At 71.6% G+C, this 23,398-nt stretch carries 20 protein-coding genes; 10 read left to right on the top strand and 10 right to left on the bottom strand.

Annotation, left to right across the window (positions count from 1 at the left end; translation table 11 throughout):
• Positions 1-167: 167 nt before the first annotated feature.
• From ACIGXO_RS17665 to ACIGXO_RS17685, 5 genes are all read left to right on the top strand, one after another.
• Positions 168-845: a hypothetical protein gene (locus ACIGXO_RS17665; protein ID WP_399786976.1), complete on the top strand. Its 678-nt coding sequence runs from the start codon at positions 168-170 to the stop codon at positions 843-845.
• Between the two features lie 47 nt (positions 846-892).
• Positions 893-1,072: a hypothetical protein gene (locus ACIGXO_RS17670; protein WP_399786978.1), complete on the top strand. Its 180-nt coding sequence runs from the start codon at positions 893-895 to the stop codon at positions 1,070-1,072.
• A gap of 166 nt (positions 1,073-1,238) precedes the next feature.
• Entirely contained in the window at positions 1,239-1,652 is a 414-nt protein-coding gene (locus tag ACIGXO_RS17675) for a BlaI/MecI/CopY family transcriptional regulator (protein ID WP_078600582.1), read from the top strand.
• Positions 1,653-1,661: 9 nt separating this feature from the next.
• On the top strand, positions 1,662-2,180 hold the full coding sequence (locus tag ACIGXO_RS17680) for an amino-acid N-acetyltransferase (RefSeq protein ID WP_063761818.1): 519 nt from the start codon (positions 1,662-1,664) through the stop codon (positions 2,178-2,180).
• 156 nt (positions 2,181-2,336) lie between these two features.
• Complete coding sequence (locus ACIGXO_RS17685; RefSeq protein WP_399786983.1) at positions 2,337-2,669, top strand: Lsr2 family protein; 333 nt, start codon at positions 2,337-2,339, stop codon at positions 2,667-2,669.
• Here the strand turns inward: ACIGXO_RS17685 and ACIGXO_RS17690 are convergent.
• On the bottom strand, positions 2,600-3,370 hold the full coding sequence (locus ACIGXO_RS17690; protein ID WP_399786986.1) for an SCO3374 family protein: 771 nt from the start codon (positions 3,368-3,370) through the stop codon (positions 2,600-2,602). The two genes, ACIGXO_RS17685 and ACIGXO_RS17690, sit on opposite strands and share 70 nt — an antisense overlap.
• Before the next feature lie 488 nt (positions 3,371-3,858).
• Here ACIGXO_RS17690 and ACIGXO_RS17695 point away from each other — a divergent pair, with 488 nt between their 5' ends.
• Complete coding sequence (locus ACIGXO_RS17695; protein ID WP_399786989.1) at positions 3,859-6,378, top strand: ATP-dependent Clp protease ATP-binding subunit; 2,520 nt, start codon at positions 3,859-3,861, stop codon at positions 6,376-6,378.
• 75 nt (positions 6,379-6,453) lie between these two features.
• Here ACIGXO_RS17695 and ACIGXO_RS17700 read toward each other — a convergent pair whose 3' ends face one another.
• Together ACIGXO_RS17700 and ACIGXO_RS17705 are read right to left on the bottom strand one after the other, a co-directional pair.
• On the bottom strand, positions 6,454-8,901 hold the full coding sequence (locus ACIGXO_RS17700) for an NACHT domain-containing protein (RefSeq protein WP_399786992.1): 2,448 nt from the start codon (positions 8,899-8,901) through the stop codon (positions 6,454-6,456).
• 47 nt (positions 8,902-8,948) lie between these two features.
• Positions 8,949-12,101, bottom strand: a complete 3,153-nt coding sequence (locus ACIGXO_RS17705) for an NACHT domain-containing protein (RefSeq protein ID WP_399786995.1) — start codon at positions 12,099-12,101, stop codon at positions 8,949-8,951.
• Positions 12,102-12,604: 503 nt separating this feature from the next.
• Here ACIGXO_RS17705 and ACIGXO_RS17710 point away from each other — a divergent pair.
• Positions 12,605-13,315 carry a M23 family metallopeptidase gene (locus ACIGXO_RS17710; RefSeq protein WP_399786997.1) on the top strand — a complete coding sequence of 237 codons (711 nt, stop codon included), beginning with the start codon at positions 12,605-12,607 and terminating at the stop codon, positions 13,313-13,315.
• A gap of 73 nt (positions 13,316-13,388) precedes the next feature.
• Here the strand turns inward: ACIGXO_RS17710 and ACIGXO_RS17715 are convergent, their stop codons facing one another.
• Positions 13,389-13,973 carry a TetR/AcrR family transcriptional regulator gene (locus ACIGXO_RS17715; protein ID WP_399787000.1) on the bottom strand — a complete coding sequence of 195 codons (585 nt, stop codon included), beginning with the start codon at positions 13,971-13,973 and terminating at the stop codon, positions 13,389-13,391.
• A 161-nt stretch (positions 13,974-14,134) separates the two neighbouring features.
• On the opposite strand from ACIGXO_RS17715, the gene ACIGXO_RS17720 reads away from it, so the two are divergent.
• Positions 14,135-15,724 (top strand): MDR family MFS transporter, encoded by a 1,590-nt coding sequence (locus ACIGXO_RS17720; protein ID WP_399787004.1) that lies wholly within the window; start codon positions 14,135-14,137, stop codon positions 15,722-15,724.
• 20 nt (positions 15,725-15,744) lie between these two features.
• On the opposite strand, the gene cseC is transcribed toward ACIGXO_RS17720, so the two are convergent.
• The 5 genes from cseC to ACIGXO_RS17745 all read right to left on the bottom strand — a co-directional run bounded on the left by cseC (position 15,745) and on the right by ACIGXO_RS17745 (position 20,459).
• Entirely contained in the window at positions 15,745-17,052 is a 1,308-nt protein-coding gene (gene cseC / locus ACIGXO_RS17725) for a two-component system sensor histidine kinase CseC (RefSeq protein ID WP_031058436.1), read from the bottom strand.
• Positions 17,053-17,059: 7 nt separating this feature from the next.
• On the bottom strand, positions 17,060-17,773 hold the full coding sequence (gene cseB / locus ACIGXO_RS17730; RefSeq protein WP_399787007.1) for a two-component system response regulator CseB: 714 nt from the start codon (positions 17,771-17,773) through the stop codon (positions 17,060-17,062).
• An 8-nt stretch (positions 17,774-17,781) separates the two neighbouring features.
• Positions 17,782-18,360: a hypothetical protein gene (locus ACIGXO_RS17735; RefSeq protein WP_399787135.1), complete on the bottom strand. Its 579-nt coding sequence runs from the start codon at positions 18,358-18,360 to the stop codon at positions 17,782-17,784.
• Between the two features lie 193 nt (positions 18,361-18,553).
• Complete coding sequence (locus tag ACIGXO_RS17740) at positions 18,554-19,105, bottom strand: SigE family RNA polymerase sigma factor (RefSeq protein ID WP_030260466.1); 552 nt, start codon at positions 19,103-19,105, stop codon at positions 18,554-18,556.
• A gap of 307 nt (positions 19,106-19,412) precedes the next feature.
• Positions 19,413-20,459 (bottom strand): A/G-specific adenine glycosylase, encoded by a 1,047-nt coding sequence (locus tag ACIGXO_RS17745; RefSeq protein ID WP_399787011.1) that lies wholly within the window; start codon positions 20,457-20,459, stop codon positions 19,413-19,415.
• Positions 20,460-20,648: 189 nt separating this feature from the next.
• Here ACIGXO_RS17745 and ACIGXO_RS17750 point away from each other — a divergent pair, with 189 nt between their 5' ends.
• Entirely contained in the window at positions 20,649-21,149 is a 501-nt protein-coding gene (locus tag ACIGXO_RS17750) for a pyridoxamine 5'-phosphate oxidase family protein (protein WP_399787014.1), read from the top strand.
• Between the two features lie 157 nt (positions 21,150-21,306).
• Positions 21,307-22,128, top strand: coding sequence for a hypothetical protein (locus tag ACIGXO_RS17755; protein ID WP_399787017.1), 822 nt, complete (start codon positions 21,307-21,309; stop codon positions 22,126-22,128).
• Between the two features lie 28 nt (positions 22,129-22,156).
• On the opposite strand, the gene disA is transcribed toward ACIGXO_RS17755, so the two are convergent.
• A complete protein-coding gene (gene disA / locus ACIGXO_RS17760; protein WP_399787020.1) occupies positions 22,157-23,281 on the bottom strand; it encodes a DNA integrity scanning diadenylate cyclase DisA in 1,125 nt (374 codons plus the stop codon).
• Between the last annotated feature and the right edge of the window lie 117 nt (positions 23,282-23,398).

The following is a 23,398-nucleotide window of genomic DNA, read 5'->3' on the forward strand; positions in this document are numbered from 1 at the left end:
GGCACTGAAGCGTGCCGAAGCGGAACTGAATACGGGGCGCCCCGCGGCGCCCCGTAAGGCGCGTCCGCGCGGCACCCCGTAAGGCGCGCTCTGCGGCGCCCCGTGCGCCGCACCCGGGAATTCCAAATACCGGGGTTTTTGTCCGTTTAGTAATTAAAGTCGGGCCTATGCCCACGCCATACGGATACCGCGGCGGCATGGCGTTCAGCGCGGACGAACTGCGCGTGGTCCGCCGCGCCCTCGCCACCGCCCTCAAGCCCGCTTCCGTCCCCGCCCACGCTCCCGTCGGCGCCGTCCCCGCGACCCGCGATCCGCGGCGCGCGGAAGAGATCCGGGAGTGCCTCCGGCTCTCCGAGGCACTGGACGAGGCAGCCCGCGAGGGCGGCCGGCTGCGCGACTTTCTCTTCGCCGACCTCGCCCGGTACCGCGACGCCCTCCCGGGCTCCGTACACGGCTATCTGGGGCGCCTCCAGGAGGCCCTGGCGGCCGGGTACGTCCCGGGCCCGGACGACCTCGGCGCGCTCCGGGTGCTGCGCTCGGTGGACGCGGGCCCGACCGAGCAGGCCCGCCGCACGGCCCTGCTGCGCCGCTGCGAGCAGGCCGCCGAGCCCTCCGTACGCGCCAGGCTGCGCGCCCTGCCCGGCGGCCGGCTGGCCGACGAGCCGGAGCGCCCGCCCGCCCCGCAGCCCGCCCCGCAGCCCGGTCAGCAGCCCCCGCCGAAGCCCCCGCAGCCCGGCCCCGGGGGCCCGCAGCCGGACCGCCGCGGCCGCCCCGTCCCCACCCCCGGCGAGGTCTTCCCGCCGCGCCGGAAGCCGTCCGCGCCCCCCGCGGCCCGGACGGCCTGAGCACGGCGCGTACTCTGGAACCCTCGTCGCACAAGGAGGCCCTCGGCATGGATTACGTATCGGCGCTGCTGCCCCCCGTAGTGATGGCCATCGCCTTCACCGCGGTCATCGTGACGATGATCAAGAGCCAGGGCGGCGCGAACAAGGCCAAGGAGGACGCGGCCGTGGACGCCGTTCTCAAGAGCGCCGAGTCCGCCCGCCAGGAGCCGAAGGCGCACGGCGTCTGATGCCGCGCGCCGGAGCGGTGTGATCCGCTCCGGTCTTCGAGCTTCGCGAATGTGACGTACGGCCCGGGATTGCACATCCCGGGCCGTACGTCTTTTTCTGCGATGAATCGGTCGCTCGCCGACGTGAACACGCGGCATTCTGGACATCTCCCACTATTGTTCTCGTGTGCCGAGACGTTTGGGTGAACTGGAAGATGCCGTCATGACGCGGGTCTGGCAGTGGAACCGGCCGGTAACCGTTCGGGAAGTACTCGAAGATCTGCAGAAGGAACGGTCCATCGCGTACACCACGGTGATGACCGTATTGGACAACCTTCACCAGAAGGGCTGGGTACGGCGAGAAGCGGAAGGCCGGGCCTATAGATATGAGGCGGTCTCCACTCGCGCCGCCTACTCGGCCGCACTGATGAACGAAGCGTGGTCCGTGAGCGACAACCCCGCGGCCGCCCTCGTCGCCTTCTTCGGGATGATGTCCCAGGAACAGCGGCAGGCCCTCAGCGATGCCATGCGCGTCGTCCAAGCGGGGACACCGGAGGAAGTCGCGGAACCCGGCTCCGGAGCGGAGGAGTCGGAACGATAGCGTCCTTGCATGCCACCGCTATCGAATGGCGTCACCGTCCGCCGGGCCCGGACCAGTGATGTGCCCGCCGTACGCCGCCTCATCGACTCCTACTCGCGTGACGGGATCCTGCTGGACAAAGCCACCGTCACGCTTTATGAGGACATCCAGGAGTTCTGGGTGGCCGAGCGCGACGAGGATGCCGAGGTGGTGGGCTGCGGCGCGCTGCACGTCATGTGGGAAGACCTCGCCGAGGTGCGCACCCTCGCCGTCGCCCCGCAGCTCAAGGGCGCGGGTGTGGGGCATCTGGTCCTGGACAAGCTGCTCCGTACAGCAAGCTGGCTGGGAGTGCGCCGTATTTTCTGTCTGACCTTCGAAGTCGACTTCTTCGCCAAGCACGGCTTCGTGGAGATCGGCGAGACTCCGGTCGACGGCGATGTCTACAGCGAGCTGCTGCGTTCCTATGACGAGGGCGTCGCCGAGTTCCTCGGTCTCGAACGAGTGAAGCCCAACACCCTAGGCAACAGCCGCATGCTTCTGCACCTGTGATCAGTGTTCTATGTCCGAATCGCGCCCCTATCTCATAGCTGTCGAAGCCGGTGTTCCCCGGACCCGTCGCATCTGAACCCGACCCGGGGGTTTGTGTTTTTCCCGGAAAAGCGGTTTGCTTTCCGTCGTAATCCACATTCGATGAAAGGGAAACCGGTGGCACAGAAGGTTCAGGTTCTTCTTGTCGACGACCTCGACGGTGGCGAGGCGGACGAGACGGTGACGTTCGCGCTCGACGGTAAGTCCTATGAGATCGACCTCAGCAACAGCAACGCGGAGAAGCTCCGCGAAGCCCTTGAGACGTTCGTGAAGGCCGGCCGCCGTACCGGTCGTGCCGCGAGCGGCCGTGGCAAGGCGCGTGCTGCCTCGTCCGGCAACAAGGACACCGCTGAGATCCGTAAGTGGGCCAAGGAGAACGGCTACGAGGTCAATGACCGCGGCCGCGTCCCCGCCACCGTCCGCGAGGCGTACGAGAAGGCCAACGGCTGATCACCGCGGAAGCGATCCGTTCGACCTTTTCTTACGCGCAGCAACCGGGCCCGGTGGCATTCTGTGGCCGCCACGCTCACGAGCCGTACGAGGTCGGGGGCGCGCCCCATACGTGACGTACGGGGAACCCCACCACCGCCCCCGAGACCTGCCCCGCTCCCCGTGGAGGGCAGCGTCGCCTCGACATCGCAGCCCGGCTCCGGAGGCCGTACCCACGCGGCCCCCCACGGACCGGATCCCGCAGGCAGCCCGGGCCCCGCTGCCAGGACCGGCGCCGTCGCGTCCCGCGCGGCCGGCGTCCAGGGCGCCACAGGCGGTGGCGCGGGCATCAGGTCACCGGAGCCGAGAGCGGTCAGCTCCAGGCCCACCGAGCCCCACTCCAGCCACTCCAGCACCCCTGGCAGCTCGTCCGCCGCGCCCGTGGCCACCAGAAGGCGCAGGACCGGTTCTCCGGGCTCCTGGGGGCCGTACGGGCGTCCACGGCTCCGGCCGAGCGCGACCGGGCCCGTGCGCCCGGCACGCCGCAGCGTGGCGAATCCGGCGTCCGCGGGCATCTCCAGGACGTCGAAGCGGATTCCCGTGCGCAGCCGGAGGGGCTCCCCGGCGGCCGTCGGCCAGCCCAGCGCCTGTTCGTACCACTGCCGCGCGGCAGAGCCTGCGGCGGACAGCGGATCTCGGGGGCGCGGGAGCGCGAGGGCCATGACCGGTGCAACTCCCGAAATGCTCAGAAGTTACGCTGGGTTGAAGCATGGATACGTACCGTGCTCGCCCGATGGGTATAGGACGGGTGTGCGGGTGCGTAAAACGGCGCAAGGGTGTTCGCCCGTAGCGGAGGAAGGCGGGCCGCGCGGATGGACTGTCAGAGGCAGCGGGTAAGACTTTTCGCGAGGGGAGGGACGATGAATCGGCGCTCTGAGCGGGATGGACGCGACGGCCGCGCGAGAAGCGCGGGCGTGTCGGGCAAGGCCGCGTTCGCCATGGGCGTACTGGCATGGGGCGTATATGCCTGGCCTGCGGGAACATCGTCTCGCACCATCGGGTTGGAGCAGATGTCGGCTGTTCGGGGCAGGAGGCCAAGGACGGGTGTCGGCAGTTGGAATGAGCTGTCCCGCCCCGCGGGACTAGCATGCGGAAGGACAGGGAGGGGACCGACCCCTAACTGCCTGACCGCTCTGAGGAGCGATTAACGATGTTCGAGAGGTTCACCGACCGCGCGCGGCGGGTTGTCGTCCTGGCTCAGGAAGAAGCCCGGATGCTCAACCACAACTACATCGGCACCGAGCACATTCTCCTGGGCCTGATCCACGAGGGTGAGGGTGTCGCCGCTAAGGCCCTGGAGAGCCTCGGGATTTCGCTCGAGGCGGTCCGCCAGCAGGTGGAGGAGATCATTGGCCAGGGCCAGCAGGCCCCGTCCGGTCACATTCCCTTCACTCCCCGTGCCAAGAAGGTCCTGGAGCTGTCGCTCCGCGAGGCCCTTCAGCTCGGCCACAACTACATCGGTACCGAGCACATCCTGCTCGGCCTGATCCGCGAGGGCGAGGGCGTCGCCGCCCAGGTCCTCGTGAAGCTGGGCGCCGATCTGAACCGGGTGCGGCAGCAGGTCATCCAGCTGCTCTCCGGCTACCAGGGCAAGGAGACGGCCGCCGCGGGCGGCCCCGCCGAGGGCACGCCCTCGACCTCCCTCGTCCTGGACCAGTTCGGCCGCAATCTCACGCAGGCCGCTCGTGAAACCAAGCTCGACCCGGTCATCGGGCGCGAGAAGGAGATCGAGCGGGTCATGCAGGTGCTGTCCCGGCGTACGAAGAACAACCCGGTCCTCATCGGCGAGCCCGGCGTCGGCAAGACGGCGGTCGTCGAGGGCCTGGCGCAGGCCATCGTCAAGGGCGAGGTGCCCGAGACCCTCAAGGACAAGCACCTCTACACCCTCGACCTCGGTGCCCTGGTCGCCGGCTCCCGGTACCGCGGTGACTTCGAGGAGCGCCTGAAGAAGGTGCTCAAGGAGATCCGCACCCGCGGCGACATCATCCTGTTCATCGACGAGCTCCACACCCTGGTGGGTGCGGGTGCCGCCGAGGGCGCGATCGACGCCGCGAGCATCCTGAAGCCGATGCTGGCCCGTGGTGAGCTGCAGACCATCGGTGCGACCACGCTCGACGAGTACCGCAAGCACCTGGAGAAGGACGCGGCCCTCGAGCGCCGTTTCCAGCCGATCCAGGTCGCGGAGCCGTCGCTGCCGCACACGATCGAGATCCTCAAGGGCCTGCGCGACCGCTACGAGGCGCACCACCGCGTCTCGATCACGGACGAGGCGCTGGTCCAGGCCGCCCAGCTGGCCGACCGGTACATCTCCGACCGCTTCCTGCCGGACAAGGCGATCGACCTGATCGACGAGGCCGGTTCCCGGATGCGCATCCGCCGGATGACCGCGCCGCCGGACCTCCGCGAGTTCGACGAGAAGATCGCCGACGTGCGCCGGGAGAAGGAGTCCGCGATCGACTCGCAGGACTTCGAGATGGCCGCGGGCCTGCGCGACAAGGAGAAGCAGCTCCTGGCCGCGAAGGCGAAGCGGGAGAAGGAGTGGAAGGCCGGCGACATGGACGTCGTCGCCGAGGTCGACGGCGAGCTGATCGCCGAGGTCCTGGCCACGGCCACGGGCATCCCGGTCTTCAAGCTCACCGAGGAGGAGTCTTCCCGTCTCCTCCGCATGGAGGACGAGCTGCACAAGCGCGTCATCGGCCAGAAGGACGCCATCAAGGCGCTCTCGCAGGCCATCCGGCGTACGCGTGCCGGCCTGAAGGACCCGAAGCGCCCCGGCGGTTCGTTCATCTTCGCGGGCCCGTCCGGTGTCGGTAAGACCGAGCTGTCCAAGACGCTCGCCGAGTTCCTCTTCGGCGACGAGGACGCGCTGATCTCCCTCGACATGTCGGAGTTCAGCGAGAAGCACACGGTCTCGCGGCTGTTCGGTTCGCCTCCCGGCTACGTCGGCTACGAAGAGGGCGGCCAGCTGACCGAGAAGGTCCGCCGCAAGCCGTTCTCCGTGGTCCTCTTCGACGAGGTCGAGAAGGCCCACCCGGACATCTTCAACTCGCTGCTGCAGATCCTGGAGGACGGTCGCCTGACCGACTCCCAGGGCCGGGTCGTGGACTTCAAGAACACCGTCATCATCATGACGACGAACCTCGGCACGCGGGACATCTCCAAGGGCTTCAACCTGGGCTTCGCCGCCCAGGGTGACGTCAAGTCCGGCTACGAGCGGATGAAGAACAAGGTCAACGAAGAGCTCAAGCAGCACTTCCGGCCGGAGTTCCTGAACCGTGTCGATGACACGGTGGTCTTCCACCAGCTCACCGAGGAAGACATCATCCAGATCGTCGACCTGATGATCGCCAAGGTGGACGAGCGCCTCAAGGACCGCGACATGGGCATCGAGCTCAGCGGCGAGGCCAAGTCGCTGCTCGCCAAGCGCGGTTACGACCCGGTGCTGGGCGCCCGCCCGCTGCGCCGGACGATCCAGCGCGAGATCGAGGACGCTCTCTCGGAGAAGATCCTCTTCAGCGAGCTGCGTCCGGGCCACATCGTGGTCGTCGACGTCGAGGGCGAGGGGGAGAACGCCAAGTTCACCTTCCGCGGCGAGGAGAAGTCGGCCCTGCCCGACGCCCCGCCGATCGAGTCCGCCGGCTCGGGCCCGAACCTGAGCAAGGACGCGTAAGCGTCACCGCAGCTCACCGCCGCTGCCCCGGAACCACCGAGTGGTTCCGGGGCAGCGGCGTTTTTATGCCTGTGCCTACAGCTCCACGACCTCGATGCCCTCCGGCACCCCGGTCGGGCGCGGCAGCCGGGTGCCGACCAGGAGCGTGTCCAGGCGCGGGAAGGCGGCCAGCCAGTCCATCGGGACGCCCAGGTCGTAGGAGAGCCACAGCCGGGTCAGCGGCTCGGCGACGATGCCCTCGATGAGCTGGTCGGGCGTGAACCGCCCGGCGATCTGGAGGTGCGGCCGGCCGCCGAGCCGGCGCAGCGCGTGCAGCTCCTCCAGGTCGGACACCGGGAAGTACAGCTCGGCGTCGTCGAGGTGGGCGATGATCTCCCGCGCGTACCGCTCGGTGTCGTACCGCCGCCAGGCGCTCGCCAGTTGCGCCCGCACGTCCAGGTGCGGCCGCTCGCGCAGCCCGGTGAGGTAGTCGATGGCCATGTCGTCGCCGATGGAGGTGGCGGTGAGCGCGAGGAGGTACGCCTCGGCGTTGGTGGCCTTGGCCGGGTCCGGCAGCATCTCCAGGACGATCGGCCCGATCCAGCCCAGTGCGCGGGCCCCGGCCGCGGTGGTCGGCCGCATCATGTCGCGCGTGAAGCGCTGCACCCGCCACCGGACCTCCGGGTCCAGCTCCGTGGCGTGCTCCAGGCAGGCGGCGGCCAGCAGCTTGCGGTGCCGGGCCTCCGCGGCGCGTACGCCCGCGTGCGGCGCCAGCAGCCCGTTCAGCAGCGTGGCGCACTCGTCGGGCCGGGCGAGGGCGACCGCCATCCGTATGACGTCCTCCCACTCCGTGTGGTGCGCGTGCTCCAGCAGCAGGCCGAAGTCGTGCTGCTGCACCGTGGCCCGCGCGGCCAGATAGTCCTGGAACGTGCGGTGTACGAAGTCCACGGTGCCGGGCGTCGTCTCGCGCAGCAGCCCGGTGCGGTTCAGCAGGTGCCGGTAGACGTCCTCGGCGTCGCCCTGCCGGGCCGCGTCGGGAATGGCGGGCAGATGCCGGGCCAGGGTGTCCACGGCGACGTCGCGGTCCATCTCGGAGCGGCCGTTGACCAGCATCCAGCGCGCCAGCTTCTGGAGCAGCTGTATCTTCGGCTGCCGCGGCAGGTCGATGGCGTCGGTGGGCACCATCGCCCGCTCCCGGTCGCGCCGCTCCAGCAGCATCGACAGGCCCGCGTCGTACAGCTCCTTGCGCCCGCTGGGCAGATAGCCGCGCCGGTCCCGGTGGAGCGCGCACAGCAGCCCGCACATCAGCGGATTGGTGGCCAGCCGCCCGAGGTCGCGGGTGATGCGTACGGCGTTCAGCAGCGTTTTCTCGTAGTGTCCGAGCCGGTCCAGGTCCGCGGGCGACTGCTGGGCAGCGGCGCGGTGCCAGCGCTGGATGAACGCCGCGACGTCCTCGCGGCTCATCGGCGCCAGCCGCAGCTCGGTGAAGCCGTCGGCGGCCAGCCAGTCCTCGGGCACGGCGGACGGCCGGGAGGTCACCACCCAGACGTTGCCCGGGTACCGCTCCGCCCAGTCGCGCAGCCGCAGCCGGAGCCGCTCGCGGTCGTCCTCCGGCGCCTCGTCCACGCCGTCGACGAGCAGCAGTCCGCGGCCGGCCCGCAGCACCCGCTCCGCCCAGCCGGGCGGCTGCGCGTCCGCGCCCGGGTATCCCATGGCAGCCAGGAAGCCGGCCGGTTCCGGGATGCCGGAGCGGGACGCGAAGCGGCGTACGGGCAGCAGGAACGGCACCCGGCCGTGCAGCTCCCCGGCCAGTGCTGCGGGCAGCTCGCCGCGCACCGTGCCCACCGCCAGCCACTGCAGCAGCGTCGTCTTGCCGGACCCTGCGACGCCCCGGACGAGCACCCTGTCCAGCCCGGCCAGCGCCTGTTCGGCGGGGACGGGCGGGGCCTGCGGCCCCGGGTCGCGCTGTTCGTCCGGCGCCACGGGCAGCCGCGGCTGGCCGCGCTCGCACTGCAGTCCCAGATAGGCCGCGTCCAGCGGCCAGCTGTCCGGCGAGTGCGCGAGATCGATGCCGAAGATCGTGAGGTGGTTGTGGAGCGCGGTGGTGTCCCGCGCGAACCGCTCCTCGAAGGCGGCGTCGTCGGCGGGTGCGGGGGCTGACGTGCCGTCAGCGGGGGCGGGCGGAGCGGCTCGTTCCGACAGCCCTTGGAGGTGTACGGCCACGATGTCGAGCACGACCGTGAGCAGCGCGCGGCCGTCGGGGGCCAGCCCGCGCTCCGCGCCCGGCGCGGCGGCGCGCAGCTCGCGCGCGAAGTCGGCGGGCGGCAGCTGTACGGCCTGCCGGTCGTTCAGCCCGCCGGCGCCCAGTACGCCGAGCGTACGCGCCAGCGCGCCGGCCACCGGACGCGCCACCGGCTCGCCGGGAGCCGCGATCGCGACGAGCCGTCCGGCGAGCGCTTCGGGGTCCTCCCCGCTGACCAGCGCTCTGACGAGCGGCGCGACGGCTTCGGGGGTGAGACGGGCGGCGGCGGTCGTGGGATCCATACGGTGTCCCCCGGTCGGCGGTGAAGTTCCTTGGGACTGACGGGAATTCAGGGTAGGGGAGTGAGGCCGATGCGGGTGAGGGGGTTGCCGGGGACGGCGAGGTAGAGATCTTGGAGGCCGGGGAAGTGGCGGGTGACGGCTGCCAGGTCGGGCCGTTCCCCGGTGGGAGAGAACAGTCTGAGGGTGGCGAGACCGGGGAACGTGAGTCCGGCGGGGCAGTGGGCCAGGCAGTCGGCATCCACGCTGAGCGACGACAGCGAGTCCAGCGTGGCGATCGCTTCCCAGCCCGCGGCGTCACGGGGGCAGGCACGGGAGTCGAGCAGGAGCTGCCGCAGACCCGGCCACGCCCGCACGGCGAGCGGGCCGGACCAGTCACGGGAAGCGGTGCCGCCCAGCCGCAGGCTCTGGAGGGGAGCGTCCTTCGGCAGGTCGTCGGGGCTCCAGTCGACGTCCGGCAGATGGACCAGCAGGGTGGTGAGTCCGGTCAGCGCGGCAAGGGGGCGCAGGTCCCGGACCCGGGGAAGGTGGTGCAGCCCCAGCAGGTCCAGCGGGGGCCCGGCGAGCGGGGACAGATCGGTGACCGGCGCGGCATACAGGGTCAACCACGTGAGGTCCCGTGCGCCCCGCAGGAAATCCAGGTCGGTGATGTTCTTGGACTCAATACGGAGGATCTCCGGGCCGACCTCGCCGGCGTACCTGGCCAGCGCCTCCTGTGACACCTCGCCCCGTGCGTCGATCCGCTCGGGGCCGCCCAACCCGCGCAGGATGCGCAGCTGCTCGTCGGAGTGCACGCTGAACATCAGCTGTTCCGCGTCGAGATGCCGGACGACCTCCTCCGCGTACCGCTCCGCATCGAAACGGTGCCACGCCCAGATGAGCTGGGAGCGGACCCGGAGCGCCGGATGGTCCCGGAAGCGCGCCAGCACCGGCAGCGCCCGCTCCGACTCCACATTCGACGCGGCGACCGTGACCGCGACCGCCTCTTCCTCGCTCAGCCCCTCCGGGCCCGGCAGGAGTTCCAGTACCAGCGGCCCCGCCGCCGCCAGCTCCCGTGCCTCCTCGGCCGAGCGGGGCGGCAGCAGCTCCGCCGCTCCTTCCTCCACGGCGGTGCGGACCGCCGGGTCCAGTTCGGAGGCGTGTTCCAGGCAGGCCAGCGCCAGGAGCCGGAGGCGCGTCCGTACCGCACCCGCGTCCGTGCCGTCCGCCGCGTCCGCCCGTGCCAGCAACTCCCGCAGGATCTCCGCCCGTTCGCGCGGCCGGCCGTGGGCGACCGCCATCCGGATCACGTCCTCCCACTGGGAGTCGTGGGCGTGGGCGATCAGCAGGCCGATGTCCCACTCCTCGACGGCGGCCCGCGCGCCCAGGTAGTCCTGGAAGGTGCGGTGCACGAAGTCGACGGCGCCCGGGGCCGGTTCGCGCAGCAGGCCGCTGCGGAGCAGGAGGTGGCGGAAGACGGCGGGCGCGTCGCCCTGCGCGGCCGCCGCCGGTACCGCGGGCAGCGCGTCCGCGATGATGCGCTCGGCGTGCTCCCGGCCCAGTTCCGTCCGGCCGTTGCGGATCAGCCAGTACGCGAGCCGCTGGAGCAGCTGGATCTGCGGCTCGTCGCTCAGCTCGATGCCGTCGGGGCCGTTCATGTCGCGCTCGCGGTCGCGGCGCGAGAGCAGCATCGTCAGCGCCGCGTCGTACAGCTCCTTGCGCCCGTGCGGCAGATAGCCGCGCCGGTCCCGGTGGAGCGCGCAGATCAGGCCGCACATCAGGGGGTTGGTGGCCAGCCGCGCCAGGTCCGCCTTGGTGCGTACGGCGTGCAGCAGCGACTGCTCGTACGCGGCCAGCCGCTCCTCGTCCGCCGGGGCTTCCGCGCGGGCCGCCGCGTGCCAGCGCCCGATGAACAGGGCCACGCCGTCCCGGCTCATCGGCGCGAGCGTCAGCTCCGTGAAGCCGTCGGCCGCGAGCCAGTCCTCGCGTACGGCCGAGGGGCGCGAGGTCACCATCCACAGGTTGTGCGGGAACGCGTCGAGGAGGTCGCGCAGCCAGCGCCGGGTCCGGTCGCGCTCCCGTTCCGGTATCTCGTCCAGGCCGTCCACGAGGACCAGCCCGCGCCCGCTCGTCAGGACCCGGTGCGCCCACCCGTCCGGCTGCGCGCCGGACACCGGGCAGCCGACGGCCGCGAGGAAGCGGTCGGGCGTGGGGAGGTCCGCGCCGGCGCGCTGGAGCGTGCGCAGGGGCAGGACGAAGGGGATGCGCCCGTACAGGTGCGGCATCGCGACCGCGTCGCCCACCGGGGTGCAGGAGACCGCGAGCCACTGCACCAGCGTGCTCTTGCCGGAGCCCGCCACGCCGCGCAGCAGGACCCGGCTGTGCCCGGCGAGCGCGTGGTCGGCGGGGACCGGCGCAGCGGGCGGCGCGGGGGCGTCCAGCAGGCCATCGCACGCGTCGTCCAGCAGGCCGTCGAACGCGTCCTCGGCGCTCGCCGCCGCGCGGTCCGCGTACGTCGCCTCCAGGCTCATGTACGCCGCGTCCAGTGGCCACCGGTCCGGGGAATGGGCCAGGTCGATGCCGTAGATCGTCAGCCGGCCGTGCTTCTTGCCGAGGTAGCCGAGGTAGTCCCGCTCGAAGGCGGTGTCCGCGGCCCGCGGCGAGGGGGTTCGTGCGATGAGCTCGTCGGTCAGCGTCACGAGCCGGTCCAGGCTCCGGCTCTGCTGGACGAGGGTGCGCGCGACAAAGGTCGAGCGCTGGGTGAAGAAGTGCACGATGTGCAGACAGGCCAGGCCCAGCAGGGCGTCGTGCAGCAGCTCCGCGTCCCGGGGGAGCGTGCCCAGCCGCGCGCGGTTGGCCTGCCGCAGCCGCTCGGCGAGTGCCGGGGCACCGAGCTGGACGGCCTGTACGTCGTCCATGGCCAGCTCGCCCAGGCCGTACAGGGTCCGCGCGAGCGCGTCGGCGACGGCGCTCTCCTCGCCGGCGGGGACGGGCCGCTCGCCGGGCCCGGCCGCGCGCACCGCGCGCGTGACCAGCTCCTCGGCGATCTTGCGGAGATCGCCCTCGGTGAGCGTCCGCTTCTCGCCCGTGAACGACACCAGCGCGGACACCCGTACCGGCTTCTCCGCGAGGCCCGCGCCGGGCCCTTCCTTCACGAAGAGCCGCTTCACGAGCGGCGCGACGACGGACGACGCCAGCCGCGCGCCGAGTGCCGAGGGGTCCATGCCGGGCCCTCCCCCTTCTTTCCGCCGGGCCGGATGCGGCCTATTACGTTACCGGGATCACAGGCCCTTGGTCCCGAAACGGACATACCAAGGGCCTCGCGCAAAGCGGGCGGAACGGGGGGTTCGGTGACATGCCGCACAGCGGATTCCGGGCCTACTAAAGGCCATAGGAAAGGCGCCGGACAGTAGCGCGGGACCCGTTTCCCGGGTGGCCCGGGACTTTTGGCAGGGGGGTGGGAGGGACCTGCGCCGGAGAAGTCGAGGATCAAGGGAATGGCTGGTGGGGGCGGAATTCCGGCCGGTGAACCGGCTTTCGTGCAGGTCGGACCGGGATGTTTTGAAGCGGTGCGGCCGGGTAGCGCAAGGGGCCGATTCCCGTGGCTTTTAATACGGGGTGCGGTAGTAGAAAGGCTTCTTGGCAGGCCCGCGAGCGGCGGTTACCAATGAATAGCGATCCCGGTTGGTCCCGGCCGGGAGCCAATTGTTTCGGAGGTAATCCCCGTATGTCGAAGTTCTCCCTCACCCGGTATTCGAAGAAGCCCGCCCTGCGTACCCGCGCCACCGTTCTCGTGGCCGGAATGGGCGCCTCCCTCGCGCTGGGTGCCGGTGCTGCTTCGGCGATGGACGGCAGCGCGGTATCGCTCCAGGGCCTCTCCACGGACGTGGGCAGCACGGTGAGCGCGCAGGCCGACGCGCAGAAGAAGGCGATCGACGCGGAGAAGAAGGCCGCGGCCGACCGCGCCAAGGCCGCCGCGGACCGGCACGAGCGTGCCGAGCGGCAGCTGCAGAAGACCAACGGCTGGGAGAAGCCGGTGGACAAGTACGGCATCGGCGAGAAGTTCGGCCTGGCCGGCAGCCACTGGTCGCACAAGCACAGCGGTCAGGACTTCGTGGTGCCCACCGGTACGAAGGTGAAGGCCGCGCACGAGGGCACCGTCGTGAAGGCGGGTCCGAATGGCGGCGGCGACGGCCCCGCGTACGGCAATGCCATTGTGATCAAGCACGGCGGCCACACGTACACCCAGTACGCGCACCTTTCGAAGATCGAGGTCCAGGTGGGCCAGAAGGTGTCCGCGGGTCAGCAGATCGCGCTTTCCGGCAGCACCGGTAATTCCACCGGCCCGCACCTGCACTTCGAGGTCCGTACCGGCCCGGACTACGGCACCGGTGTCGAGCCGATGAAGTTCCTCCAGGGCGAGCACCTGCACATGTGAGCCCGAGTGCGGTGAATCACCGCCGAGTGCCGAATCGCTTTCTGGTGCGCTGAATCACTTCCGGTGCGGTGAATCACTTCTGTGGTGCGCCCGGCCTGTGCGCCGCGGTGACCAATTCCAAGGCGACTTCGAGGACGGCCCTGCGCTTCTCCTCGGGGTCGCCTTCGACGTTCTGCATGGCGAACATGCCCGAATGCAGCGATACCAGCGCGGTGACGCAGCGGGCCTGGTCCGTCAGTTCGGCGTCCGGCTCCTTGAGGAGCCCGACCAGCGTGAACATCCGCTCCTTGAAGGACTCGCCGATGCTCAGGTCGCGGACGGTGGCCTGGTTCTCCTGCATGAAGCGGAAGAGCGGCGCGGCGTCGCGCAGCGCCTCGCTGTAGCGGCGGAGCACCTCCGTCTTCGTCTCCAGCGTGCGCGGCCGGTCCGCGGCCCACGCGATCAGCTCGTCGCAGGGCCCGGCCAGGTCCTCGAAGAGGCTGATGACGATGTCTTCCTTGGTCTTGAAGTGGTAGTACAGGGCGGCCTTGGTGACGTCGAGGTGCGCGGCGATCTCCCGCAGTGAGGTCTTCTCGTACCCCTGCTGCGCGAAGAGGTCCAGGGCCACGTCCTGAATGCGCTGCCGGGTGTCGCCCCTGCGTGCGCGTGCTGTGCCCATGGTGCTCTCCTACGTCGTCGGTGCTGGCGTCCCCGCAGGTTATCCCCGGTCAGGCCCGTCCGGCCGTTAACTTACTTGACGACCGGCTAGTTTCCGTTTACCTTCCTGATCACAGTCCAAACTTGCCGGGCGGCAAGTAAGTAAACGGAAACGGGGGAACGATGGCCGCCACCCAGGCCACCGCACCGGCCGAGCGCGGCGGGAAACAGCCCGCGAGCGTGCGCGTGGTGCTCTTCGCCTTGATGATCGCGATGCTGCTCGCGATGCTCGACAACATGATCGTGGGCACCGCGATGCCGACGATCGTCGGCGAGCTCGGCGGCCTCGACCACCTCTCCTGGGTGGTCACCGCCTACACCCTCGCCACCGCCGCCTCCACCCCGATCTGGGGCAAGCTCGGCGACATGTACGGCCGCAAGGGCGTCTTCCTCGCGTCCATCGTGCTGTTCCTGATCGGCTCGGCGCTCTCCGGCATGGCCCAGGACATGGGCCAGCTCATCGCCTTCCGCGCGGTCCAGGGCCTGGGCGCCGGCGGTCTGATGGTCGGCGTCATGGCGATCATCGGCGACCTGATCCCGCCCCGTGAGCGCGGCAAGTACCAGGGCATGATGGCCGGCGTCATGGCCGTCGCCATGATCGGCGGCCCGCTGGTCGGCGGCACCATCACCGACCACCTCGGCTGGCGCTGGAGCTTCTACATCAACCTGCCGCTCGGCGCGATAGCCCTGGCCATGGTCACCGCCGTGCTGCACCTCCCGAAGAAGCGCACCCAGGCGCGCATCGACTACGTCGGCGCCGCGCTGCTCACCCTCGGCATCACCGCGCTCGTCCTGATCACCACCTGGGGCGGTACGGAGTACGCCTGGGGCTCGGCGCAGATCGTGGGCCTCGGGGCGCTCGGCGTGCTCTCGCTCGCCGCGTTCGTCCTGGTGGAGCGCAAGGTCAGCGAGCCGGTGCTGCCGCTGCACATCTTCCGCAACGGCAACTTCTCGCTCGTCACCGTGATCGGCTTCCTGGTCGGCTTCGTGATGTTCGGGTCGATGACCTTCCTGCCGCTCTTCCAGCAGACCGTCCAGGGCGCCTCGGCCACCAACTCCGGGCTGCTGCTCCTGCCGATGCTGCTGGCGATGATGGCGGTCTCGCTGGTCGCGGGCCGGATCACCACGACCAGCGGCCGGTACAAGATCTTCGTGGTCGGCGGCGGCGCGCTGATCACCGCGGGCCTCTTCCTGCTGTCCCTGATGGACACCGGCACCAGCCGCTTCACCTCGGGCGCGTACATGGCCGTCCTCGGCGCCGGCATGGGCTTCCTGATGCAGACGACCATGCTCATCGCGCAGAACAGCGTCGAGATGAAGGACATGGGCGTCGGCTCGTCCTCCGCCACGCTCTTCCGCACCATCGGCGGCTCCTTCGGCGTGGCGATCTTCGGCGCGCTCTTCACCCACCAGGTGCAGAACACCATGACCGAGCGGGTCGGCGCGGCCGGCGGCAAGGCCATGTCCGGCGGCGCGCAGCTCGACCCCAGCGGGCTCGCGCAGCTCCCGGCCGCGCTGAAGGACGCGTACCTGCACGCGGTCGCCGACGGCACCCACCTGGTCTTCCTGTGGGGCGCCGCCATCAGCGTCATCGGCTTCGCCGCGGCCTGGTTCCTCAAGGAGGTCCCGCTGCGCGGCGGCCCGGCGAAGCCCGCGGACGCGCCGCGGGACGCCGTGCCGGCCGACGAGGCGAAGCAGCCGCAGGGCGTCTGACGCCCGGCCCGGCCCGCCGGTCAGTCCGGCGGGCCCGGCAGCTGGATCACCGGGAAGCTGCCCGTCGCCGTCGGGGCGTTCTCCGGCAGCCACAGGACGGCGACGGCGCCGGTCGTGCCGTCGACGGCGGGCTCCGCGTTGCGGAAGGTCAGCCGCGCGCCCAGCACCCGCGCCTGGCCCGCCGCGATGGTCAGGCCCAGGCCGTGGCCGCGCCCCGCCCGGTCGCTGCTGCCGGTGCGGAAGCGGCTCGGGCCCTCGCGCAGCAGCGCCTCGGGGAAGCCGGGCCCGTGGTCGCGGACCCGGATCACCCGCCCCTCGACCGTGACCTCGACCGGCGGCCTGCCGTGCCGGGAGGCATTCGCGATGAGGTTGCCGAGGATGCGCTCCAGACGGCGCGGGTCGGTACTGACCTCCGCGTCCCGCACGATCTCGACCTCGATGTCGGGCCCCAGCGCGCGCACCCGCCGCCGGACGAACTCCCCGAGGTCCACGTCCTGCAGCTCGGCCCGCTCGGCGTAACCGTCCAGCCGGGCCACCTCCAGTACGTCCTCCACCAGCGTCCGCATGGCCTGCGCCCGGTCCCGTACCAGCTCGGTCGGTCGGCCCGGAGGCAGCAGTTCGGCCGCCGTGAGCAGCCCGGTGACGGGCGTGCGCAGCTCGTGCGCGATGTCGGCGGTGACCCGCCGCTCGGCCTCGATACGGGTCTGCAGCGCGTCGGACATGGCGTCCATGGCGTGTGCCAGCTCGTCCGTCTCGTCCCGCACCCGGCCGCCGATCTCGTCCCGTACGCGTACGGACGTGTCGCCCTCGGCGAGCTTGCGGGCCGCCGCTGCCGCCTTCCGCAGCCGCTGGGAGAGCCGCCCGCCGACCAGCACGCCCAGCGCGCAGCCCGCGGCGACGACCGAGATGGACCCGATGAACAGCGCCTGGTCCAGGTCGTCCAGGACGGTGAAGCGGTCGGGATAGTCGTTGTGGAGGGACAGCACCCGGCCGTCGTCCAGCGGCGCCGCGGCCCACACCTCCGGCGCCGCCTCCCCGTTGTCCTCCAGGTAGGTGGCGCGCCGGCCCTCGGCGACCTCGGCGCGCAGCGCCTTGGGCAGCTTCGGGTCGTCGATGCGGGCGCCGAACTGCAGCCGGCTGGTGGTCTCGTAGATCCGCTGGGTGAAGTTCAGCCGCTCGATCTGCACGTCGCGGCTGTTGTCGAGCATGGAGACACGGGCGGCGTTGTGCACGACGAGGCTCAGCGCGATCGCGACCAGCGCGCCGACGAGCGCGATCGCCGCGCTGAGCTTCCAGCGCAGTCCCGTACGCAGGGCGAGGCCGACCACCGGTGGGTCAGCCTCTCAGCTTGTAGCCGAAGCCGCGGACCGTCTCGATCCGGTCCTGGCCGATCTTGCCGCGCAGCCGCTGGACGTGGACGTCCACGACCCGGGTGTCGCCGCCCCAGTCGTAGTCCCACACCCGCTCCAGCAGCCGGTCGCGGGAGAGCACCGTGCCCGGCGCGTCGGAGAACTCCAGCAGCAGCCGCATCTCGGTGGGCGTCAGCGCCACCGGCCGGCCGTCCTTGCGCACCTCCATGCCCTCGGTGTCGACCTCCAGGTCGCCGAAGCGCAGCGGCCCGTCGGGCGCCGGCGGAGCCGCCTCCCTGCCCGCACCGCTGCGGCTGTCCGGGCCGCTCGCGTGCCCGAAGCGGCGCAGCACGGCCCGTATACGGGCCACCAGCACGGCCCCGTCGAACGGCTTGGTGACGTAGTCGTCGGCGCCCGCCTCCAGGCCGAGCACCACGTCGATGGAGTCGGCCCGCGCGGACAGCATGATCACCGGGACCGTCGACTCGTCCCGGATGCGCCGGCACAGGCTGACGCCGTCCAGGCCCGGCACCATCACGTCCAGCAGCGCGATGTCGGGCCGGGTCGCGCGAAAGGCGTCCAGGCCCGACAGCCCGTCGGGCATCGCCGTCACGCGGAAGCCGTCGCGCTCCAGCGCGAGCTGGGTGGCCTCCCGGATGACGTCGTCGTCCTCGACGAAGAGCACATGGGTCTCGGCCATGCCGGTTCTCAGTCCTCCGATGGTGTCGCGCTGGATTCCGTGCCGTCCACGGTCTTGCTGTAGTCGGTGTGGTAGCGGGAGTACTCGCTGAAGCGGTGCTTCGCCCAGCGGTACGTCAGCACATCCTCGCCGGTGGGACAGCACACCGCGTCCCCGGTGTCGTACGTCTGCTTGGTGATCTCCAGCTCGCCCTTGCTCACCCCGGCGTAGACCGGCGGCTGCTCGTTGCTGAAGACGTTCTCATAGCCCTTGTCGTCCTTGCGGTACACGTACGAGCCGATCCCGACGGAGTCCGCGCAGGTCATCACGTTGATGATGACGTCGGCCGTGGTGCCGCCGGTCAGCGCGGCGTAGGTGACGTCTATCGGATACTCGTCCGCCGTGCACGGCTTGGCGAGGGTCTTCTTCACCTCGGCGCCGACCTTGGGGTCCTTGCGCAGCAGCGCCCGCGCGTCGACCTTCTTGTACGCCACGGAGGACGAGGGGGAGGGCGTCGGCGTCGCGCTGCGGGCCCGGGACGGCACGGGGCTGTTGCTGGCGGAGCCCTCCGAGCGGACGCCGTCACCGGTCGCGTCGCACCCGGCCATCAGCAGCCCCACCGCCGCGGTCCCCGCGAGGGCCGTACCGGCCGTGCGCCACCAGCCCCCGCGCAGGCGCGCGGAAGCGGCCGGCCGCACCTCGGCCGGTCCGCCGTCGGCTCCGCCGCCTCTGGTCACACCGCTCCTGCTCACCATGCCTGTCACCCGCCGCCGGCCCGGGGACCCGCGGCTCCGCGGCCGGTCAGGCCGCGCACCGCTCCCGCTCCTGGTCGTCACGCTCCAGTACGCGCGCGTCGGCCTCGCGGTTCACCAGCTCCTGGCGCAGCCGGGCCAGCGCCCGGTGCAGCGTGCTCTTGACCGTCCCCGTGGACATGCCCAGCGCCGCCGCGGTCTCCTCCGTACTCATCTGCTCCCAGTGTCGCAGGACGACGACGCTGCGCTGCTTGGGAGCCAGTACCGAGAGGATGTCCATCAGCAGGGCGCGGTCGGCGCGCTGCTCGGTGCCGTCGTCCACGCTCGCGTCCGGGAGCTGCTCGGTCGGCACCTCCTCCAGCTTGCGCGCACGCCACCACTCGGTCCGCGTGTTGATCATGACGCGGCGCAGGTAGGCGTCGGCGAGCGACTTGTCGGCGATGCCGTCCCAGCGCCCGTACGTGCGGACCAGGGCCGTCTGCAGGAGGTCCTGCGCGTCGACCGGGTCGGGCACCAGACGCCGGGCGCTGCGCAGCAGGGCGTCCTGCCGGGTGCGCACGTATTCCTCGAAGTCCAGTACCTTGCCGCCGCTGGTCGCCATGCCGACGCCTCCGATCTCCGCTTGCTTCCCCACGTTGTCCGTGCCGGGTGGTCGTGGACCGGCCGAGCGTTTCGGCGCACGGTCCGTCTCCAGCACGAAGACGAAGCTACGGAGGGGGTGTTGCGGCGTCATGTGCGGCTGACGCACAGCGGATGCACGGAAATCCGTCGGTTGTGTAACAGCGGCCCCGCGCTCCTCCTTGCGGGGGACGGGAGCGGCGGCGAGGTCCTCCTGCAGGGGGAGGCCGGGCCCTCCGTACGGAGGGCCCGCCGCGGGTCGGGTCAGCGGAAGCCGGTACCGGCTGTCATCAGGTCAGCGGAAGCCGGTACAGCCCGTCCGGCAGCGGTTCCACCAGGCCGTCGGCGACCAGCCCGTCCAGGGCGCGGGCCCGCTGGACCGGCTCGTGCCACACCGCGTCGAGCCGCGCCTGCGGCACCGGCGCGACGGCCTCGCGCAGCACGGCCAGCAGCTTGCCGCGCACCTGGCGGTCGGTGCCCGCGTACGTCTGGACGCGCCGCGGCGGGCCCTCGTGCTCGGGGGAGCCGGCCAGCCGCCAGGCGCACTGCGCCGCGATCGGGCAGCGCACGCACTCCGGGCTGCGCGCCGTGCACACCAGCGCGCCCAGCTCCATCGTGGCCGCGGCCCACTTCGCGGCCGTCTCCTCGTCCTCGGGCAGCAGCGCGCGGGCGAGCTTGCGCTCGGCGGCGGTGGTGGCGTTCGGCGGGTACTGGCGGCCGGTGACCGCGCGGGCGAAGACCCGGCGGACGTTGGTGTCGAGGACCGCGTGCCGCTGGCCGTACGCGAAGGAGGCCACGGCGGCGGCCGTGTACTCGCCGACGCCGGGCAGCGCCAGCAGCTGGGCGTGCTCGCGCGGTACGTCGCCGCCGTGCCGCTCCCTTATCGCGGAGGCGGCGGCGTGCAGCCGCAGCGCGCGCCGCGGGTAGCCGAGCCGGCCCCAGGCGCGGACCGCCTCGCCGGACGGCTCGGCGGCCAGGTCGGCCGGGCGGGGCCAGCGGGCCAGCCACTGCTCGTAGACCGGCAGGACACGGTTGACGGGCGTCTGCTGCAGCATGAATTCGCTGACCATCACGCCCCAGGCACCCGCCTCGGGGCGGCGCCACGGCAGGTCGCGGGCGTGCTCGTCGAACCAGTCGTTGACCGGTGCGTGCAGCCGCCGGCCGGCCGCGTCGGCGGCGTCGGCGGCATCCGTGGCGGCGCCGGTGACGGATGCGGCAGCAGGGGCGGACACGGCGGCGGAGTCGGCGGGGCGCGGCGCCGGGGTCCCGGCGGGGCGTCCGGTGGGCTCCACGGCGGCGTCGCCGGCGGACTGGGCGGTGGCAGGAGTGGAAGTCATGGCACCGCCGATCCTGACACGGGGCCCCGCGACGGTGAAACGCGCCGGGCCCGAGCCGCCCGTTGTGCACCTGCACGTGGTAACCGCACTGCTGCAACGGGGCGTGCGCGGGGCCGCCGGGGAGCTGCCCGGGCCGAGGTGTCCCGGGGCGCCGCGTGCCGCGTCAGGCCGGCGCGCGAGGATGCTGTCATGAGCGACAGCACGCCCCCGCCCGGCATCCTGCGGGCCCTCGCCGACCACACCACCATGACGCTCGCCTACACGGACGGCGACGGCCCCCAGGCGTGCGCCGTCCTGTACGCGCTGCGCACCGGGACCGAGGACGGATACGAGGCCGGGCCCGGGGACCCGGTCCCCGCCCTCCTCTTCGTCACCTCGGAGTCCACCCGCCACGGCCGCGCGCTGTCCGCCGCGCAGCCGGCGGCACCGGTGGCCTTCACCGCGCAGCGCGACGGCCAGGACTGGAGCGGCCTGACGGGCGTACAGGGGCGCGGCGTGTGCCGCCGGCTGGACGGCGGGGAACGCAGGCGCGCGTGGCGCATGTACGCCGACCGCTTCCCCTACGTGGCGCTCAGCCCCAAGCTCCGCGGCGCCATGGACCACACCGCCTTCTGGGAGCTGCGCCCCACCTGGCTCCGGCTGATCGACAACTCCCGGGGCTTCGGCCACAAGGAGGAGTGGGGCGCGTGAAATCGCGGGAGACGTTGGCCGGTTGACGCCCAGAGGTCGCTCGTCCGGGCCAATTTCCCTTTCTGACCAGGAAGAACCGGGCAGATGATGGGAAAAGCCGGTGGCCCGTCGGCGGGTACTGGCTGGCATCCGGGCTGATCTCTCGTACAGTTTCCGCGTGGGATCTCTGCGCAATCCGATCGGGCCGCTTCCCTCCTCCATCTACTGGCGACGGAGGGCGGTCGCGCTCGCGATCCTCGCGCTCCTCGTACTGCTGGTGGTGTGGACCGTCAACATGGGCGGGACCAGCGGTGACGGCAGCTCGAACAGCAAGGGCTCGGCCGGCGGTCCCGCCACGTCCATCACCCCGGGGCCCAACGCCACCGACTCCGGCATCAGCCAGAAGCCGGGCGGCCGCGACGAGTCGGGCGACGGCGGTACCGGCGGCGCCGACGCGGGGTCCGGCGGCGCGGGGAGCGGCGGTTCGGGCGGCTCCGGCAGCGGGACGCCGATCGGCGAGGGCGGCGGTGCGGGCACCGGCTCCGGCGCGGGCGCCGGCAGCGGCGGCGGCGTGCTCGTGCCGGGCGGTTCGGCGCTCGCCGACTGCACCGGCTCCGGGACGCGGCTGACGCTGCGCAGCGTCAAGAACTCCTACGGCCCGGACGACAAGCCGCGCTTTGAGCTGACCCTGAAGAACACCTCGGACGCGGACTGCAAGGCCGACCTCGGCCGCAAGGCCGCGGTACTGACGATCAGTCACACCGACGGCGACGCCCATGTGTACGCCTCGGACGACTGCCCGCCGAGCACCGGCAGCGCCCTGGTGAAGATCCCCGCCGGGTCCGCCATCACGCGCACCATCGAGTGGGACCGCAAGCCCTCGGCCCCCGAGTGCGCCACCCCCGCCGCCAAGTCCGCCAAGCCCGGCACCTACCTCGCCGAGGCCACGGTCTCGGGCCTGAAGCCGGACAGCACGTCGTTCGTCCTCGCGAAGGACTGAGAACGGCCGGGGACGGCGGCCGGAACGGTCAGACGTACCGTTCCAGGATCGAGGACTCCGCGAGGCGGCTGAGGCCCTCGCGGACGGAGCGGGCGCGGGCCTCGCCGACGCCGTCCACCGTCTGCAGGTCGTCGACGCTGGCCGCCAGCAGCTTCTGCAGGCCGCCGAAGTGGTCCACGAGCCGGTCGATGACCGCGCCGGGCAGCCGGGGGACCTTGGCCAGGAGGCGGAAGCCGCGCGGGGAGACCGCGGAGTCCAGCGTCTCGGGGGAGCCGCTGTACCCGAGGGCGCGCGCCACGATGGGGAGTTCGAGCAGCTCGGTGTGGGAGAGCGCGTCCAGCTCGGCGAGTGCCTCGGAGACCGTACGGGAGCGCTTGGCCGTCGGCTCGGGGACGTAGTCCCGGGCGACCAGCTCACGCTCCGGCTCGACGCCCGCGATCAGCTCGTCCAGCTGGAGGGAGAGCAGCCGGCCGTCCGTGCCGAGCTCGACGACGTACTCGGCGATCTCGGTGGCGATACGGCGGACCATCTCCAGCCGCTGCGCCACGGCGGAGACGTCGCGGACCGTCACCAGGTCCTCGATCTCCAGGGCCGAGAGCGTGCCGGCGACCTCGTCCAGCCGGAGCTTGTACCGCTCCAGGGTGGCGAGCGCCTGGTTGGCGCGGGAGAGGATCGCGGCGGACTCCTCCAGGACGCGCCGCTCGCCGTCCACGTAGAGGGCGATCAGCCGCATGGACTGGCTGACCGAGACCACCGGGAAGCCGGCCTGGATGGACACCCGCTGCGCCGTGCGGTGGCGGGTGCCGGTCTCCTCGGTGGCGATGGAGGCGTCGGGCACGAGCTGGACGCCCGCGCGCATGATCTTGGTGATGTCCTTGTCGAGGACCAGCGCGCCGTCGAGCTTGCACAGCTCGCGCAGGCGGGTGGCGCTGAACTCGACATCGAGGACGAAGCCGCCGGTACACATCGATTCCACGGTCCGGTCGAAGCCGAGGACGATGAGACCGCCGGTGTTGCCGCGCAGAATGCGTTCGAGTCCGTCGCGCAGTGCCGTGCCCGGTGCGACCGCGCTGAGCGAGGCGCGCATCAGACTGTCACCGCCGGAGCTACCGCCGGACCTTCCGGGGGACGACGCCCGGTCGTTGGCTGCCACTGCACTCCTCCGTCGCAAGGTCTGTCGGTGCCGCAGCCCGCCCGGAGTTGCCTTGGCCGCGTACGTGACGTCGCGGACGCGATCTGCGGCAGGACTGCGTTGACGGGCGAGACCAGG

The sequence above is a fragment of the Streptomyces sp. NPDC053542 genome (assembly GCF_044544685.1).
Lineage (GTDB): Bacteria > Actinomycetota > Actinomycetes > Streptomycetales > Streptomycetaceae > Streptomyces.